We start from the raw sequence: 16,776 nt of genomic DNA, 5'->3' as shown, positions 1-16,776 counted from the left end.
TCTGTGGGGGCTTTCATATTTTTAAGGAGATTGAAGAACTAATTTCAATCAACTGCCTTCTTTACTGTATTTCCTGCATCTTCAGCTGTGCGCTGAACATTTTTACCAGCGTCTTCAGCTCCACGCTGAACATTCTTTGTCACGCCTTCGGCTGCATTCTGGGTATTTCCCTTAAGATTTTCAATTCCTCGTTGAGTACCCTTAACTACGCCTTCTCCCAATTCATTAGCCGAACTGCCGATATCTTCACCCAAGTTCTTCACTCTTTCACCCAAGGGTGTACCTTGGTTGTAATTTCGGCCATATTGCTCTCGGCTGTCAATTCCCTTTTGATCAATATTTTTTTGAGAATTTTTCGCTAGCGCATCAGCTCTGTCATTAGCTGCCTTTTCATCTGCTTTCCCTCTAGGATCTACATCACTAAAGTTATTCATCCCACCCTGAGGAGAAGAGAGAGGATAATCTTTTGTGGGATCATATCGTTCGAGATAAGGTGACTCAGCCTTTGGTGGTTCTTTTGCTACTCCCGGATCAGCACAAGCTTGTGTCAGAAATAAGAATATTCCTGCAAATAAAACAGTTAAAACCTTTAAGGGACGAATGCTTTTGAGCCAATTCATTGCTTTTCTCATACTTCTACTCCTTGCATTTTTGTGACTAAGTTAAACTTCAACCAAGACGGCATTTGGAATTAATTTTGCATTCCAAGCATTCAGATAAAATAAGAGTTCTATCTGCCTACTGCTGGATTTTTTTGCAATTCAGGTCTGGCAGCAGCTTCATCTGCTTTATCTTGTAAAAAGCCGGAAGCTCTTTCAACATTCTCTTTTACAGTCTCAATCCGATCTTGAAACCGATCTCCTACCTTTGGTTCATCCTGAATCAAACCACCTGGTTCAGCTTCTCGGAAGTCCTTATCTGTGATAATAGGTAGTTGTGCTTCTTTCTCGATTCGACCTGCTGGTGTCTCAGCACCAGGATAAAGTATTTTGGATTCTCTATCTGTTGTAGCAATCAACAATTCCGAACTTGGTTGTAAGCTAGCTTGGTCGTGTCCCTTATTAGCTTTTGGGTTTGCTATTTTCGGATCGGTAGACAATCTGTTGTTGGTATAGTTGTCTCCACCATTCTTATAAGGATTGTTTGCTCCACCAGCTTGTACAGCAGGATTTTGTGGATTTGCACCTTGAGCATTTGCCCCACTACAAGCAGTGCTAACTATCAACAATAGTCCAGCTAAAAAGATAGTTACTATCTGGCGCAATCTTATTTTTTTCAAGAATAGTCTCACAGCGTTCACGTAGTCCTCCTTACCAAAATATTAATAAGTTAAGATTTTGCTGAATCTTTGGAGTGGTCAGCAAGTTATTGTGCTTGTCTTGGTTCGCTCATTTGACAACCTTTTTTAAGGATATGAATAATAAAATGCGCTTGACCTCTAGCGCAGGCTACATTTTAACTACTATAAAAATAATATTTTTATCTAACTCTAGAGAGATATAAAATAAAGTAATTTAGGTTTCTAAAAATAACTACATCAACTTGTTTGATACTTCAAAAGCTTTGAACCTAGTTCAGGAGTTTCAGTCCCCTGCTTCTATCAAGCAGCGCGTTTTGATGCCTAAGCTAAATCCCCGTTACAAAACGTAATTGTGTTAGCGTAGCGGGGCGTAGCCCATTGCGAATTGCGTTAGCGTAGCGGGGCGTTCGCTTTTAGCGTCTCGCAGAGAAGCCCATTGCGAATTGGTTTAATAGGTCGTTAATATACTGTAATAATTTAGGCATTGGCCCCTTGTTGTTCTAACCGTTAAATTACTAAATTCATGAAGCAATTTTTACGTTGGATAATTTTGGGCGGAACGCTGTTTTTTTTAGCGAAAGCTTTGAAGGATAATTGGATTGGAGTAACTGCTATCCGCATTGATGGGGTAAGATGGGCAATTATAGCGATCGCTACAGGCGTTACTTTACTAGCACATACTTGGGCAGGCTGGATTTGGACTTGGATTCTGCAAGAATTAAATCAACCTGTGTCGCCTCCCCAGTTCATCCAGGTTTATCTAAAAACGAACATAGCTAAGTATTTACCAGGTAATATCTGGCATTACTACGGGCGAATTGTCGCCGCCAAAAATGCCAATGTTTCTGCTGGTGCAGCCACTTTAAGCGTTTTGCTAGAACCCCTACTTATGCTAGCGGCTGCTTTAATTATCATTGTTTTATGCAGTAGCCAATTTGCAGCAGCTAATAGTAATTTTGTTCTGCAAATACTACAATTCCTCAGTTTAGCTGTAGTTCTTTGTGCGATTCATCCTTGGTTTTTAAACCCAGTTATTCGCTTTTTGTACAAATTGAAAGCAAAAAAGTCTGCTACTACCACTGAAGCAACTGTTCCCTTTACTCTTAAAAGCTATCCTCTACGACCTTTGTTAGGAGAATTAGGCTTTATGGGACTACGCGCCACTGGGTTTATGTTAACTATGTTCGCCTTGGGTTCGTTGAATGTGAATCAACTTCCTTTGTTATTAGGAGCTTTTAGCTGCGCTTGGTTGTTGGGGCTTGTAATTCCGGGTGCGCCTGGTGGGTTAGGTGTGTTTGAAGCGACAGCGTATGAACTTTTACGACACCACTTTCCATCTGCCCTAGTATTTAGTGCGATCGCTCTATATCGCCTCATTAGTATTCTAGCTGAAACTGCGGGTGCTGCTTTGGCTTGGTTAGACGAACGCCTTGCTAAATCATGAATCAGACACACTCATTTTTGTCTATCCACCTTTACCTGTGAAAACACCCGATAAGCATCCAGATTTAATTGCGGATTACTGCTTTCGTTTTCTTCCATTTTTATCAAGTTGTATTCTACATTTTCTGCGTAAATTGCAAACGTTATATTAAAAATTTCCATAAAATTGATTATCCATTTACACTCATCTTCAGGATACTTTTCGTAATAACGAATCAAATGAGCAATTCTGATTTCTAAATGCCTGCGTGAATTTCTAGAAATCAAAATAGTCTTTAATAGTATAATCACCAATGTTAAAGAGTGACCTTGAGTAAGTAGTAATACAAATAATAACGAAGGTTCTTTGCCGTTTTCTGTTGTAAAACAATCAATCACTCGATTACAGGCTCTCAAAAACAATTCTTTAGTGATAATTTCTTGATTATAATCTTTCTTCCATAAAGATAAAGTTTCTGCAAACTGCTGCCGTAAAGTCTTAACTAGTTCTTGATTATCTACAGAAAAAAATAGATACTTTTCTATACTTACTTTAAACTGTTCAAAGGTTTGCCCTTGAGTTTGCTTGATAAATATATTGGCAACATTTTCATGGCTAAATGCACCCTTTTTTAAAACAATTGCTTTTATTAAACGCAGAACATTATCTCCCAAGACACTAGGATTTTTGTAGCGTGTTGTACTTGAAACGGCAGATTGAGAACGAGCAACATACATTGCCAGTTCAAACTTATATTTCTCTTTTATCTGTCTAGAAAGCTTTCTGGCAGCCTCTTGTTGCTCTCTTGGATTATTCTCGTTAACAGATTGAGCAACTAAGAAATAGGAAGTGTAGCGATTAGCCCAATGACCTTTATGTAATTCGTCATGTTTAGCAGCAAATAGTTTTATCTCTTGATAGTCTTTGCTTTCAATAAAATTCTCTAGCCAGCTTTTACAGATATTTAATCGTGGCAAATAGTGAGATTTTATTTTTAAGTTTTTAATATCAAATAAGTTAACTAATTGTTGGATGTATTTATCTTTTCTATTAGTTTTCCAAGTATTAATTATTATATACAAAGAGCGTTTAAGTGTATTACGAAACTCATGTTCTTTATCATTTAGAAAAATCTTATATATCTCAGGTATATAATGAGAATATTCTAAATCAAGACCGTCTATAAAAAAAGCTTTGAATTCGCACAAAACTTCATCTGGCGACATTGTATTGACGATTCTTATGAAGAAGCTATAAACCTCTTCTTGTGCAATTTGCACATTTAGCTGTCTAGAGTTAGACGTAATACAATGCGGATATTCCTGACTAATTGATAAACTATTAGCGGTCATTCCAGTTATCAGGATCAAAAGGTTTCCTGTTCATATTATTACCAGCTTAACCTTGGTAAACAATAGTATCAATCTATTCTTCAGAGATTCAGTAATCTTTTTACACAAATTTGATAAACTCCCGCTATAGATAAAGTATTAAAGATAAATTGTTTAATCCTTTATCAAATTCTCCAGTGGAATTGCTTACTTCTATAGCTATTTTGATTTGAATAAACTACACGGATAAGGACACGGTATTACCCATACGTGTCAACTTAAGTTTAATTGTTGGCTTCCTCACCTGTCTTGAACTAAAGTTACAGGCTACACTACAAGCTTTAGCCTACTTCAGTAGACTAAAGATTCTTAGGTATATACTTTCTCATCTTCAGATGACTTTTCCTATTAGCAAGGAACTTGAGTTCCTTGCGGGACATGATTTTTAGGTTAAGTTGACACCAATGGGCATTACCGTGTCCCTATTCGTGTTCATTTATCATTTATGCGAAAAGACCCCTATAGCTTGTATAGAAGTCTTTTCGCGTGTCAAATGGGGGTGGAGGGACTTGAACCCACACGACCTTTTACGGTCAACGGATTTTCATTCTCCCGCAGTTTTCACTGCTACCTGATGGCTTTAGCAAAATCAGGTTTTAAGAATTGGACTCTCCCTTTACCCTCGGCTGAACGTTAGGGTAGCTCCCGTCGGGTCTCTGCACCTTCCCTCAATTTTGGATTTTGGATTGAAGACTAATCGTAAATCTAAAATCGCAAATCTAAAATTTCTGGGCTTGGCTCAGGATTGCCATGTCTGTCACCAGATTTAGGTTTCCCTGAGTTTGAGAGCTTCCACTTGAGGGATTTCTCCTTCAAGGCTCAGTTATCTAAGTCCGTAGCGTCTACCATTCCGCCACACCCCCGTAGGTATTTGGCAACTAGTATAACTAGTCATTTTTTGGAGGCAGCAAACACCTCCTCATCTATTCCACCATCAATTGTGTCTTTTGTCCAACTAGATTGAAAATATTTTTTCCAGATTGGGCGATCGCTTTTTAGAGTTACAAGTTTTCCTTGTTTTCTCGTAATTAATCTGGATGAGTTTTCCATCTTGTCTTACTAAAGCATTTTTTATGGCAGATTTACAACTTTAGCATAATACTACCTTTTGTCAATCAATCTGGACATAGACAAGGAATTCTGGGGTAGTTATGTTGACCAAGAGGCAAGGGAGCAGGAAGCAAGGGGAGAAGACAAAGGGACAAAGAGAATTGGAGACAAGGGAAAAGACTTATAGCAAGTTCTCACCCCCTGCCCCCTGCCTCTTCTTTAAAAGCGTCATAACTATACTTTCCTCAGTTTCGCTCTTCAGCCTATGATGGAAAACAGAAGCTTAAGACTTGAAAGTTTATGATTGTCGCCCTGCTGTATCTGATTTTGGCTGGAGCTTACCTTCTGGTAATCCCAATTGCTATTTTGCTGTACCTGAAGCAGCGTTGGTATGTAGCTACCTCCATCGAGCGCACCTTTATGTACTTTTTGGTGTTCTTCTTCTTTCCGGGTTTGTTGGTTCTATCGCCGTTTCTAAATTTTCGACCCCAACGGCGACAAATTGAAGTTTAACTAAATTGGTAGGTCATAACTCTCATGCGACGGATTGACGCTATTGGAATAGGCTTAGGCGTTTTTATTGCTGGCGGCTTGGCTTATATAGGATTGCAGCTAGTCGGTTTGGATAATCAGCAAGCTGGTATATGGAGCCAAGTTTTACTAGTCAGTGGGTTAGTTGGCTGGTTAGCCACCTATTTTTTCCGTGCGGTGGGACAAAAAATGACCTACCACCAACAACGGGAACAGTATGAGCAAGACTTTCTGCAAAAGCGGTTAGATGAGCTTACTCCCGAAGAACTAGCACGAATTCAAGCCGAAATAGAACAAGAAGAGCAATCTCAGGTGTAAAGTTATCATTGGTCAGTTGTCGTTTGTCTTTTGTTTAGTTACAAATGACCAACAACTAATGACCAAAGACCACTGACTAATGACTAATTACTAATGACTGCGATTTCTGATTGCTTTGAAACCCTTGGGCAAAATGGTGAGTGTGCTTTAATTCCGTTTATTACTGCTGGCGATCCAGATTTAGAAACAACAGCAAAAGCCTTGCAGATTCTAGATCGTAGTGGAGCCGACATTATAGAACTGGGTATACCCTATTCCGATCCTTTGGCTGATGGGCCAGTAATTCAAGCTGCTGCTACTCGTGCCTTACAAAGGGGTACGAAATTAGAGCAGGTGCTAGAAATGTTGCAAGGGATTACTCCCAAATTGCGATCGCCTATTATCTTATTTACCTACTACAACCCAATTCTGCACCGGGGAATTGAAAAATTCCTCTCTTCAGTCGCTGCGGCTGGGGTTGCGGGATTAGTAGTACCAGATTTGCCCTTGGAAGAAGCAGCAGGCTTGCTCAAACCAGCTAGTGAAATGGGAATTGATGTAATCTTGTTGGTAGCGCCCACCAGTTCTGCTCAACGGATAGAAGCGATCGCTCGTTCTTCCCAAGGATTTATTTATTTAGTCAGCGTCACAGGGGTAACAGGGGTGCGATCGCAACTGGAAAACCGCGTGTCTGATTTACTCAAACAAATTCGTGGTGTTACTGATAAACCCATCGGTGTAGGTTTTGGCATCTCCGAAGCTGCCCAAGCCCGTCAGGTAAAGGAATGGGGCGCAGATGCGGCAATTGTCGGTAGCGCTTTTGTGAAACGGTTAGCAGAAGGCACACCAGAGCAAGGACTAAATGCGATCGCCGAATTTTGCCAAAGTCTCAAGGCTGCCATAAAGACCACCAGCACCAGTACAAATACTCCTCTTGATTAGACCAATAAAGTAGATTAAAAAAGTATAACAGCGCAGTTTTCCTATGCTTGTTTGCTAGACAATTTGACCGTTATGGTTTTGAATATTAACATCAGATATCATCATGTAAAAAAACTAGCTGATCCGGTCGCTTATAGTTTGAGTATTATGTGAAGTCAAGTAGGCATAATTTATGAGTGTGAGAGTGAGTCAATCACAAATGGTTATAATTAGGTCGCAATTGAGGAGCAAAGGCGATGAGTGAGAGTATGGCGTTTATCGGTGGGGTTGCTGTAGCTGGGCTGGCGGCTCTCGTATTGCTTAAAGGAACAAATACCCCCCTACAGCCTAACTTTGCTGTTGCTCCGCAAATGCCAGGGACTGTAGTAGCGCCGGGAATGCAGCCACAAATGTATCCTTATGGGCCTTATGGGCAACCAATGTATCCCGGTCAGGTTCAGCCATCGACTGCTCCCAATACTGACCAGCGTCTGGAGATGGAGAAGCTAAATACGCAGATGCAGTTGGAGCGTTTAAAAAACGACAATGAACAGCTGAAGTTGCAAAATCAACAGCTCCAAGGTCAAGTTCAAAATTTCAATACTCAGCAGCAGTGGCAACAAGCCCAGCAGTATAACCAACAAAAAGTAACAGCACTCCAGCCTCAAAGTTCTTGGTGGTCTTCACCCGTGCTTTGGGCTGTGGGAGGCGCAACTCTCACTATTGGTGGTGGTGTTGTCGTCGCTGGTGTATTGGCTTTATTCTCACCACGGCAGCGTCCAGCCCGTACTGTACAAGTGATTCACCCTTACCCAGGAAATACACCACCCTTGGTTCCAGTGCGTCGCGCTGAGTTTTTGCCTGCTTCGCGGATGGAAGCAAGACGAGTTGAAGCCCCAGAATACGATGAAATGCACTAGTACCGCTTTGGGGAAGTCAAAAGTTAAAAGTTAAAAGTCAAAAGTTTTGTATATCAAGGCTTTTGCAAATTTTAAAATGGTAGCTTGATTTACGCCACGCTTTACTAGTAGGGAAAATCAAACCAGAGATAAACACCGATTTAAAATCTCGTTTCCAGGTTGTACCTGGAAATGTTTTTTATTGGGTTAGTGCCGCGAATTCAGGAGGCGATAACCCCAATTGTAGGCATTACCAGCAAGAGGCTGGTAACGAGGTAAAGAGTTTTTAAAAGCTACTTTTTGGAGTTTCTGTAGCATTAGGACTCTCTGTAGTAGCAGGTTGGTTAGTATTGGGAAGTTTATCTTGGGTAGTCTTTTGATTACCTTGATTTTCTAGTTTAGTTAATGCCTGTTTTGCCAGATTTTCGGCTGCTTGTTTAAATAATGGTTCTATTCTGTTTCGCCAATATTTAGTATTAGGCAACTTTTCTGGATGGTTTCTATAATCTAAAACTTTATCCCATTTACCATCATCTATTGCTTTGTTGATTTCATTAGATAACGCCTCTGCCTTAGCCCAATCATCTTGCCACTGGGCAATCATTTTGCCCGTTTCTTGGATACCAGAAGCAGCATTTGCCGGAACCGATTTTAAAAGTGCGATCGCTCTAACTATATCTCCTGATTCATACTTCTGTCTTGCTTGTTCTATAATATTGTTACTGTTATCAGTAGGCTGCGATCGCTCTGTTTTCCCAGCATCGTCAGTTGACCCCTTCAGCTTTTCTGGTAATGAAGTTACTACATCCCTAAATTTTGGTTTTGCCTTGGGAGTCGGTTGAGTCGCAATCAAGCTACTATCATCTACAATCCTAGTTGCAATGCCTTTTTCCCGCAGGCAAGAACCCCATTCTTGATTATTGGTTATCACCTTTGAGCGTACCCAAGCCGAATCACCAGAGTTAAGTTTAACTTCTATCCAACCTCCTTTTGTCCGTTTGCCAGTCACCTCAAAACTGGTGTTATCGGCAACTGTTTGCACAACATTATCAGAATTTCTCGAACTAGGTTCAGAACGAATATTAGAATTTCTGACGACAATAGCCGAGCATTTGTTTGCTAAGGCAGTATCGTTACCTGTAAGATTAAAAGCTAAATTTTTAACACTTGGAGATATATTTGCTACCAAAGCAGCCGTACCACCTGCCAATAGTATGCCAATTAATATCGGCCATGGGTCGGATTTGTCAGAGTCTTTACGCGCAGGTTTAGCGGGGACAGGATTTGCTGGTGCAACTGCAACAGTTTGCAACCGAGATACTTGAGGTTGGGATTTAGCAGTTTGGTAACTAGAATTTTTAGCAGATTCTTGAGGTGTGGAAAGTGCAGGTACAGGATTAATCGCCTCTTTACATGCTTGCAGTGCTTGGGTGGCGTTGAGGTAGCGGTCTTTAAAGTGATAACGCACCATTTTGGTCAACACTGCCGCTAGTCGATGGTTCACAGTTACTGAATGACGCCAGATGATTTCCCCCGTTTCTGGGTCTTCCTGCAATTCTGTTGGCGATAATCCTGTTAGTGCTTGAATGGCAATAATGCCGAGGGAATAGATATCACTGTTGGGGCGGGGTTTACCTTGCCCTTGTTCAGTGGGCATATAGCCAGGAGTGCCAATAACTACTGTAGCAGAGGCTTGTCCACCTGCTGTTACTAGTTGTGTACGCAGTTGTTTCACTGCCCCAAAGTCCACTAAAACTAACTTATTATCTAAAGCGCGACGGATGATATTATCCGGTTTGATATCGCGGTGAATCACGCCTTGGCGGTGGACGAATTCGAGAATTTCCAGAACTTCTTGTAATAGTTGAATTACTTCGCTTTCACTCCAGCGCTTACCAGGTATAAGTTCCTCGGCTAGGGTATGCCCTTCAATATATTCTTGTACTAAATAAAATTCTTGGTTTTCGTCAAAGTACGCCAACAGCCTGGGTATTTGGTCATGATTGCCCAGTTTTTCTAAAGTTTCGGCTTCGCTGTTGAACAGACGTTTAGCAGTATCAAAAACTCTGGGGTCAGTTCCGGGTTTGAGGTGCTTGACAACGCAGAGGGGATTGCCGGGCCGCCTAGTATCTTGGGCAATGTAGGTTTGACCAAATCCTCCCATTGCGAGGACTCGAATTACTTGGTAACGATGGTCTAGTAGCTTGCCTATCATGTTCACTCCCCAGAGTTATTGCCTAATTTTCCAGCTGGTAATAAATATCTCCAAATTTTCTTCAATGAAATCCGCTATCTTGAGAAAAGATTTAGATTAAAAACGCAGCTTTTTAATAAACGCAGACTGTTTATTTTTCTTTTAGTGCCCCTGTTTACTACCAATGCCACCTAAAATAACAAACTCAGTTGGATGGCAGCAGGCTGAAATCCTCATGCAACCTGCTTTCATTCGCGTTATCGACAATATCCGCAAGCAGCTTGATGAATCTTCCTGGACGGGAACTTACCACGATGTCTTGATTTGGCCGCCTAGCACCACTGATGAAATCAAAGCATTGGTGACTGAGTTGTTGCAAGGAATGGAAACTGCAACACCCCAAGAAGCAGATGAAATCAAAGAGACTCTGGCTCGTCTGCCGATGCCCCATCCAGGATATCATCTACGTTTACAGCGTCAACAGCAAGAAGCAAGTATCGATTTGTGGGAACTGTGTTATCAAGTGTGTTTTCTTGAATACACCCCAGAGAAGGAAAGTGCTGATATTGATACTAGTTTAATTGATGAACTCGGTGAAGTAGATTGGCTGCGTTTGGATGCTAAGTCCAAGGAGTTGGTTGAGGAGGCGTTTGCTAAATTGCCAGAGGATTAAAGAAGCCGGAAGTCGGAAGTCGGAAGTACAGTTTTGTAACGTTCGCGGAGCGTCTCGTAGAGAAGAGAAGTTTGTGGGGATGGTTTCCGTCCACAAAACTTCGGGGGATTTAGACCCCGCCACAAAACTTACGGCTTCTTTTGTAGCCGGGGACTTAAACCCGCCGAAGTTTGGCTAACTATTGTAAAATCATAAATTAATATGTCTTTTATTGATGAAATTAATCCTGTTAACGCATTGATTGTGGGAGCCAGCCAAGGTATTGGTTTGGGTTTTGTAAAAAAATTGCTACAAGATGACAGAATAGCCAAAGTTTATGCAACTTCTCGTCAACCGGAATCAGCCTCAGATTTAATAGCTCTTACAGGCGAACATTTTGAGCGATTAATTTGTTTAAAGATGGATATTACTGACGAATTGCAGATTGTTGAAGCTGTTCAAAAAATACGTACCCAAGTTGACAAACTGCATTTGGTAGTCAACTGTGTAGGACTATTGCATGAAGAAACTTTGCAACCTGAAAAAAGCTTAAGACAGATAAATTCAGAAAATTTGCTGCGCTACTTTCAAATAAATAGTATTGGTGCTGTCTTACTGGCTAAACATCTATTGCCTTTGTTTCGTCATGGAGAACGCAACGTGTTTGCCACTATTTCTGCTAAATTAGGCAGTATTGGCGATAACCAACTTGGTGGATGGTATGGCTATCGCGCTTCTAAAGCAGCACTCAATATGTTGATGCGAACTGCGGCAATTGAGTATAAAAGAAGTTGTCCTAAAGCATTAATAGTGACATTGCATCCTGGTACAACTGATACGCACCTTTCCCGTCCTTTCCAGGGAAATGTACCTGCGGAAAAATTATTCTCAGTGGAACGCACCGTTACCCAATTACTGACTGTCATCGAACAGCTTCAAGAAGGCGATAGTGGACAGTTTTTCTCATGGGATGGGAGCAGATTGCCTTGGTAACTGCGTTACGCTGGTGCTAGTGAAATTTACGTTACTTGTAACCATCTATGAAGTTTTTTGTGCCAGCAGCTAAGGATGATATCAAAGCAGAGCAGGTGTATAGTGCTTTTGCTCGGTCTGTCAAAGCATCAATAACCGAAAAGCGTATTTGGAAGTTACAGTGGCGTGATAACGAAATTGATATGGAATGCGAGGTAGGTAAACCTTTACCATCCTCTTATCAAACGGGAAAAGAGCTAGTTATGGCAATCTTTGAGTGCGAAAACCTTTATAAGATTTGTACTCTTACCCGTGGAGGAGTAAAGGGAGAGCCTATCTTGGCTGGAAAAAACTCTCAATCTTTAGCAACGTATTTTTCAGAATCTTATTAATTCTACCTCTATGCATCACTTTCTGAGTTTTACCTTGTGGAGTAATTCATCTTTAATGCGGTTGAGAATTGAAGTCTCATCCAGGTTTGCCAAAATACGATTAATCACTGCTTTTGGCCCATCAGGCCCCCAAGTCGCACCGTTGGCTAAATAAACTTTGGTAACTTGTCCAATCCCGTAAGAAGAAACACCAGCTACTCCCGCTTGCGTAATTGCCACCGATATATAAGGGCCCAGCGCAATACCAGCCGTAGCTGTTGCAGAGATACCAAGTAAAGTTTTTAATCCACTCAAGCCCAAATTTGCCAAAAGTTCACTAGCGCCAATTCCGCCCATACTCAGGGCAATTTTTTGTAGCAATTGTACAGCCCCGGCTTCGGTCATAGAGAAGCCATAGAGTTTAGATAAACCCAAAATCAAAGCAATATCAATTACCACACTACTCAGAATATCTACCACAGTTACGGGATTAAGTGCGATCGCTAATGCTTTAGTCATCACAGCCTTCCAAATCAACTGATTGGCATTCACCTCCCGAATCATCAGTTTTCGTTCTATCAACTGCTCATTTACGACATCGGCATAAAGCATGGTATTGAGGGCAACCAAAGCTTTACCTTCACGGTGCAGAATCTCCAAGATTTTCAGCTTGAGTTCCTCTACTTGGGCATTACCTGTACGCAACTGTATGCCCCTAGTACCATCAGGGCGACGAATCGCCGTCTTTACCAATGGCGATGCCGCAGCCATGACAATTTCCAAAGGTGTGAGCAATTCCCGCACCCTTTCATCCCGGATTTTGTGATAAATTGCCATCCGGTCTGCTTCTGGATACTGGTCTACTTTGTTAAATACCAGAATGATCGGTTTACCTGCTTCTCGCAACTGAGAAAGGGCGGCGTATTCTAGCTTTGTCATGTCGCCAGAAACCACAAAGAGAATCAAATCCGCTTGTTTAGCAATTTGTTCAGCTAACGCGGCACGAGTTGCACCATCTACCTCGTCTAACCCAGGAGTGTCAATTAATTCCACCTGGGATTGACCTACGCCAGGGAGAGTGACTCGCAAAGCACGTTCAGTTTCCCCAATCGCTTCCTCACTAATACTCCAATTAACTCTTTGTGCAGCACGAGTGACACCGTGCAGCGGCCCAGTTTCAAATACTGTTTGCCCAACCAAAGCATTAAGTAGCGAAGACTTACCACGTCCCACCATGCCAAAAGCCGCAATCTGCACCACCATGCGGTCTAACTTCCCTAACATGGTTTCCAAATCTGCAATTTCCGCCTCTAACCCGGTTTTTTCTTGGGGGGTGAGGTCGAGATTAGCTACCAAGTTTCGCAGCGCCGTTTGTGCTTGTTTATAGTTCAGTTCCGTCTGAATGTCTTCAAAACTGAAAATAGCACTATCTAGTTCTTCCTCCCAGCTGAGAGAATTTGCGTCAGTGTTAGCAGAATCACTTTGATGAGGTTCAGGCATGGGTAGTGTCGAAGTCATATTAATTTTAGATTTTAGATTTTAGATTTTAGTTTTTAGTTTTTAGATACACCCCCTTTACTATCCTAGTTATTTTTAGGAGCGGTTTGGGGAGAGGAGGCAGACAAAGGAGACAAGGGGAATAAGTATGCCCAATGACTAATGACTAGCAAAAAGTCATAAACTGAAAAATGCATCTAAATAACTCGTTAGGATCTGGACTAAATTAACTGTGCGGAAAATTGTTATTGCCGGCAACTGGAAAATGTACAAAACCCAGGCAGAGACCCAGGAGTTTTTACAAGGATTTCTGCCCCACTTACAGGAAACCCCCGAAGGGCGAGAAGTGATATTGTGCCCTCCGTTCACTGATTTAAGTGTTTTGTCTAAAAGTTTGCACGGTAGCCTCATTCAACTGGGGGCACAAAATGTCCACTGGGAAGAATATGGAGCCTATACGGGTGAGATTTCTGGCCCAATGCTGACAGAACTTGGTGTGCGCTTTGTGATTGTCGGTCATAGCGAACGACGGCAATTCTTTTGTGAAACTGACGCAACCGTTAATCTACGCCTCCGAACTGCTCAAAGGTTTGGTTTGACCCCAATTCTTTGTGTTGGCGAAACTAAACAACAACGAGATGCAGGAGAAACTGAATCACTGATTTCTCTCCAACTCGACAAAGGTTTGGTAGATATTGATCAGGATAATTTGGTGATTGCCTATGAACCAATTTGGGCGATTGGTACTGGTGACACTTGTGAGGTAACGGAGGCGAATCGGATAATTGGCTTAATTCGTAGCCAGTTGAGTAATCCAAATGTATCGATTCAATATGGTGGCTCAGTTAAGCCGAATAATATTGATGAGATCATGGCTCAACCAGAAATTGATGGTGTTTTAGTCGGAGGAGCAAGTTTGGAAGCTGAGAGTTTCGCTCGAATTGTAAATTTTCAGTCACTGTGATGTGCTTTCTTCTCGTTCCCATGCTCTGCATGGGAATGCCTAATGTAGATTTATGCGAAGCAACTTGATAATTCGAGGACGCTGTTTCGAGTGGGGACAGCGCACTTATTTGATGGGGATTTTGAATGTAACGCCTGATAGCTTTAGTGATGGGGGTGAGTTTAACACTACCTCTGCGGCTTTAGTACAGGCGCAAGCACTGGTGGCTGCTGGTGCTGACATTATCGATGTGGGCGGTCAATCAACTCGACCAGGGGCAAAGCAAATAACTCTGGCACAGGAACTTGACCGGGTGTTATCGGTGTTAGAGGTGCTAAGACCAGAAATTTCAATCCCGATTTCTGTAGATACCACCCGTGCTGCTGTAGCCAAGGCATCTGTAGAAGCTGGAGCAGATATTATTAATGACATTTCTGGCGGCACTTTTGACTCAGAAATATTACCAACAGTTGCAGAGTTAGGTGTGCCGATTATTTTAATGCACATCCGGGGAACACCACAGACAATGCAGCAACAGACTGATTATCAAGATTTGCTCGGAGAAATTTATAGTTTTTTAGATCGGCAAATTGGAGTAGCAACTGCTGCGGGCATTGACCAGGATAAAATTATTATTGATCCTGGTATTGGCTTTGCTAAGAACTATGAGCAAAATTTAGAAATTTTTCGCCGCTTGCGATCGCTCTCGCCACTCAATTGCCCTATCTTGGTAGGAGCATCCCGTAAAAGTTTCATTGGTCGCATTTTAAATCAACCAGATCCCAAAGCACGAGTTTGGGGAACGGCCGCAGCTTGTTGTGCTGCTATTTTTAATGGCGCTGATATCCTCCGAGTTCACGATGTTCAAGAAATGCGCGATGTTTCATTAGTAGCCGATGCGCTACTGAGAAAAGCCGCAAAGCCTGACTGTTAGGTATTACCGTTTTCGTGTTTTTTGCCGTTACCTTCTGTAATTCCTGACTCGGCTATCAGCTCCTGAAACATTTCACTTGAGTTAGCTGGGTCTACAAAGACAATTTTGGCATTATTGCTTTCACCTAATTTTTGGCTAGCATCTACGTAATCTTGAGCTACAAGATACCGCAGAATGTCCCTACTATCTGGATTGGAACGGAGAGCTTGAGAAATGATTTGCACTGAAGCCATAGTTCCTTCTGCTTTTTTAATCGCAGCTTCCTTTTCCCCTTCTGCTTCGGTAATCAGCGCCCGTTTTTTGATTACAGCAGCTTGCTCCTCTTCCCTAGACTTTCGTACACTCTCAGGTAGAGTAATTCTCTGAAGGTCTAACCGGAGAATTTCAACTCCCCAATCTATCGTTATACTATTCAACTCGAATAAGAGAGTTGAGTGCATCTCCACTCTTGAGACATTAGTCTGCTCCAGAGTGTTCTGGGCAATGATTTCCCGGAGCGTGGTTGTAGTCACCTGTGTCAGTGCGCCTTGCAGATCCTCAATAGCGTAAAAGCTTTTCTCAATATCTTTGATGCGCCAGTACAGAATAGCGTCCACTTCCACAGAAATATTATCTTGGGTGATCACATTCTGAGGCTTGATGTCTAAAATTTGCTCTCGCGTGGTATCTTCCATCACAACCTGATCTACCAAGGGAACAATAAAGTTCAGCCCAGGTTTAAGTTTCCGATGATACTGCCCCAGGCGTTCGACTAGGGCTTCATTACCTTGATTAATCAGTTTTGCAGAACCTAAGGCATAACCTATAAGCACTAAAACTATAAAAATGATTGGCTCCATATATACTCCTATTCAGCTTTTGGGAAAATTTAGTGTCAAGGATATGCTAGTAGCTTGTCATATTTTTGAGTTTAATGTTTTGAATCTGTAATTTTATGAACACCAGCAGCGATGTCTGATGTCGAATCGCTGCGCGTCTTGTACATATTCTGTAAGTAGGCTGTTTTGCGGAATGCGTAGAAGCTTTGCTTCTTGTCGTCAGACATCGCTATTAAAGCACCTTGATAAAATGCTGGCAAGGACTACTTTCTCTAATCAATATTACTTATACTGACATTCTCAGACAGGTTGGACTTTAATTCAGTATATTCACATAGGTTAATTAAATAATAGTAAAATTTATGATAGTTTTAAAAACTTTAGTATAATCTGATTAAGATTGGTTTCAGCCATTAAAAATATAAAAAAATTATAGGCAGATTGTTAATCAGACCTATATGTTTAAATTTACTTTTTCTTAATTTATAGTTTTTTGATCAAAACATCATATTTTTTAGCGGACAAAACCTGTATATATAATCATGTTTTACTACATTTAGTATTTGTTGATTTGGAATGGGTG

At 41.5% G+C, this 16,776-nt stretch carries 17 protein-coding genes; 10 read left to right on the top strand and 7 right to left on the bottom strand.

Annotated elements, in window-relative coordinates; translation table 11 throughout:
* Positions 1 to 44: 44 nt before the first annotated feature.
* Positions 45 to 632: a hypothetical protein gene (locus tag LC608_RS15235; protein WP_229554325.1), complete on the bottom strand. Its 588-nt coding sequence runs from the start codon at positions 630 to 632 to the stop codon at positions 45 to 47.
* A 98-nt stretch (positions 633 to 730) separates the two neighbouring features.
* Positions 731 to 1,300 carry a DUF6658 family protein gene (locus LC608_RS15230; protein ID WP_229554324.1) on the bottom strand — a complete coding sequence of 190 codons (570 nt, stop codon included), beginning with the start codon at positions 1,298 to 1,300 and terminating at the stop codon, positions 731 to 733.
* A 523-nt stretch (positions 1,301 to 1,823) separates the two neighbouring features.
* Between LC608_RS15230 and LC608_RS15225 the strand changes: the two genes are divergently transcribed.
* Positions 1,824 to 2,744 carry a YbhN family protein gene (locus tag LC608_RS15225; RefSeq protein ID WP_229554323.1) on the top strand — a complete coding sequence of 307 codons (921 nt, stop codon included), beginning with the start codon at positions 1,824 to 1,826 and terminating at the stop codon, positions 2,742 to 2,744.
* Positions 2,745 to 2,755: 11 nt separating this feature from the next.
* Here the strand turns inward: LC608_RS15225 and LC608_RS15220 are convergent, their stop codons facing one another.
* Complete coding sequence (locus LC608_RS15220; RefSeq protein WP_229554322.1) at positions 2,756 to 4,075, bottom strand: hypothetical protein; 1,320 nt, start codon at positions 4,073 to 4,075, stop codon at positions 2,756 to 2,758.
* A 930-nt stretch (positions 4,076 to 5,005) separates the two neighbouring features.
* Positions 5,006 to 5,164 (bottom strand): hypothetical protein, encoded by a 159-nt coding sequence (locus tag LC608_RS15215; RefSeq protein ID WP_229554321.1) that lies wholly within the window; start codon positions 5,162 to 5,164, stop codon positions 5,006 to 5,008.
* 300 nt (positions 5,165 to 5,464) lie between these two features.
* Between LC608_RS15215 and ndhL the strand changes: the two genes are divergently transcribed.
* The 4 genes from ndhL (at position 5,465) to LC608_RS15195 (ending at position 7,833) form a co-directional block, all read left to right on the top strand.
* Complete coding sequence (ndhL, locus tag LC608_RS15210) at positions 5,465 to 5,677, top strand: NAD(P)H-quinone oxidoreductase subunit L (protein ID WP_100900242.1); 213 nt, start codon at positions 5,465 to 5,467, stop codon at positions 5,675 to 5,677.
* Between the two features lie 24 nt (positions 5,678 to 5,701).
* The gene (locus LC608_RS15205) at positions 5,702 to 6,013 is read left to right on the top strand and encodes a DUF3007 family protein (protein ID WP_229554320.1); all 312 of its coding nucleotides are present in this window, start codon (positions 5,702 to 5,704) and stop codon (positions 6,011 to 6,013) included.
* A 93-nt stretch (positions 6,014 to 6,106) separates the two neighbouring features.
* Positions 6,107 to 6,934, top strand: coding sequence for a tryptophan synthase subunit alpha (gene trpA, locus LC608_RS15200; RefSeq protein ID WP_229554319.1), 828 nt, complete (start codon positions 6,107 to 6,109; stop codon positions 6,932 to 6,934).
* A 236-nt stretch (positions 6,935 to 7,170) separates the two neighbouring features.
* The gene (locus tag LC608_RS15195) at positions 7,171 to 7,833 is read left to right on the top strand and encodes a heterocyst differentiation related protein (protein WP_229554318.1); all 663 of its coding nucleotides are present in this window, start codon (positions 7,171 to 7,173) and stop codon (positions 7,831 to 7,833) included.
* 265 nt (positions 7,834 to 8,098) lie between these two features.
* On the opposite strand, the gene LC608_RS15190 is transcribed toward LC608_RS15195, so the two are convergent.
* Entirely contained in the window at positions 8,099 to 10,027 is a 1,929-nt protein-coding gene (locus tag LC608_RS15190; protein WP_229554317.1) for a protein kinase, read from the bottom strand.
* A 163-nt stretch (positions 10,028 to 10,190) separates the two neighbouring features.
* On the opposite strand from LC608_RS15190, the gene LC608_RS15185 reads away from it, so the two are divergent.
* The 3 genes from LC608_RS15185 (at position 10,191) to LC608_RS15175 (ending at position 12,022) form a co-directional block, all read left to right on the top strand.
* Positions 10,191 to 10,679 carry a hypothetical protein gene (locus LC608_RS15185; protein ID WP_229554316.1) on the top strand — a complete coding sequence of 163 codons (489 nt, stop codon included), beginning with the start codon at positions 10,191 to 10,193 and terminating at the stop codon, positions 10,677 to 10,679.
* Positions 10,680 to 10,880: 201 nt separating this feature from the next.
* Positions 10,881 to 11,651: an SDR family NAD(P)-dependent oxidoreductase gene (locus LC608_RS15180; protein ID WP_229554315.1), complete on the top strand. Its 771-nt coding sequence runs from the start codon at positions 10,881 to 10,883 to the stop codon at positions 11,649 to 11,651.
* Positions 11,652 to 11,710: 59 nt separating this feature from the next.
* On the top strand, positions 11,711 to 12,022 hold the full coding sequence (locus LC608_RS15175) for a hypothetical protein (protein WP_229554314.1): 312 nt from the start codon (positions 11,711 to 11,713) through the stop codon (positions 12,020 to 12,022).
* 15 nt (positions 12,023 to 12,037) lie between these two features.
* Here LC608_RS15175 and LC608_RS15170 read toward each other — a convergent pair whose 3' ends face one another.
* The gene (locus tag LC608_RS15170) at positions 12,038 to 13,519 is read right to left on the bottom strand and encodes a GTP-binding protein (RefSeq protein WP_229554313.1); all 1,482 of its coding nucleotides are present in this window, start codon (positions 13,517 to 13,519) and stop codon (positions 12,038 to 12,040) included.
* A gap of 211 nt (positions 13,520 to 13,730) precedes the next feature.
* On the opposite strand from LC608_RS15170, the gene tpiA reads away from it, so the two are divergent.
* Together tpiA and folP are read left to right on the top strand one after the other, a co-directional pair.
* The gene (gene tpiA, locus LC608_RS15165) at positions 13,731 to 14,462 is read left to right on the top strand and encodes a triose-phosphate isomerase (RefSeq protein WP_229554312.1); all 732 of its coding nucleotides are present in this window, start codon (positions 13,731 to 13,733) and stop codon (positions 14,460 to 14,462) included.
* A gap of 52 nt (positions 14,463 to 14,514) precedes the next feature.
* Entirely contained in the window at positions 14,515 to 15,375 is an 861-nt protein-coding gene (gene folP / locus LC608_RS15160) for a dihydropteroate synthase (RefSeq protein ID WP_229554311.1), read from the top strand.
* Here folP and LC608_RS15155 read toward each other — a convergent pair.
* Positions 15,372 to 16,214, bottom strand: a complete 843-nt coding sequence (locus LC608_RS15155; protein ID WP_229554310.1) for an SPFH domain-containing protein — start codon at positions 16,212 to 16,214, stop codon at positions 15,372 to 15,374. The genes folP and LC608_RS15155 overlap by 4 nt on opposite strands.
* Positions 16,215 to 16,776: the final 562 nt, after the last annotated feature.

Source organism: Nostoc sp. XA010 (assembly GCF_020829625.1).
GTDB lineage: Bacteria > Cyanobacteriota > Cyanobacteriia > Cyanobacteriales > Nostocaceae > Nostoc.
The sequence above is the reverse complement of the archived record's forward strand: the minus strand, read 5'-3'. Positions and strand labels throughout refer to the sequence as shown.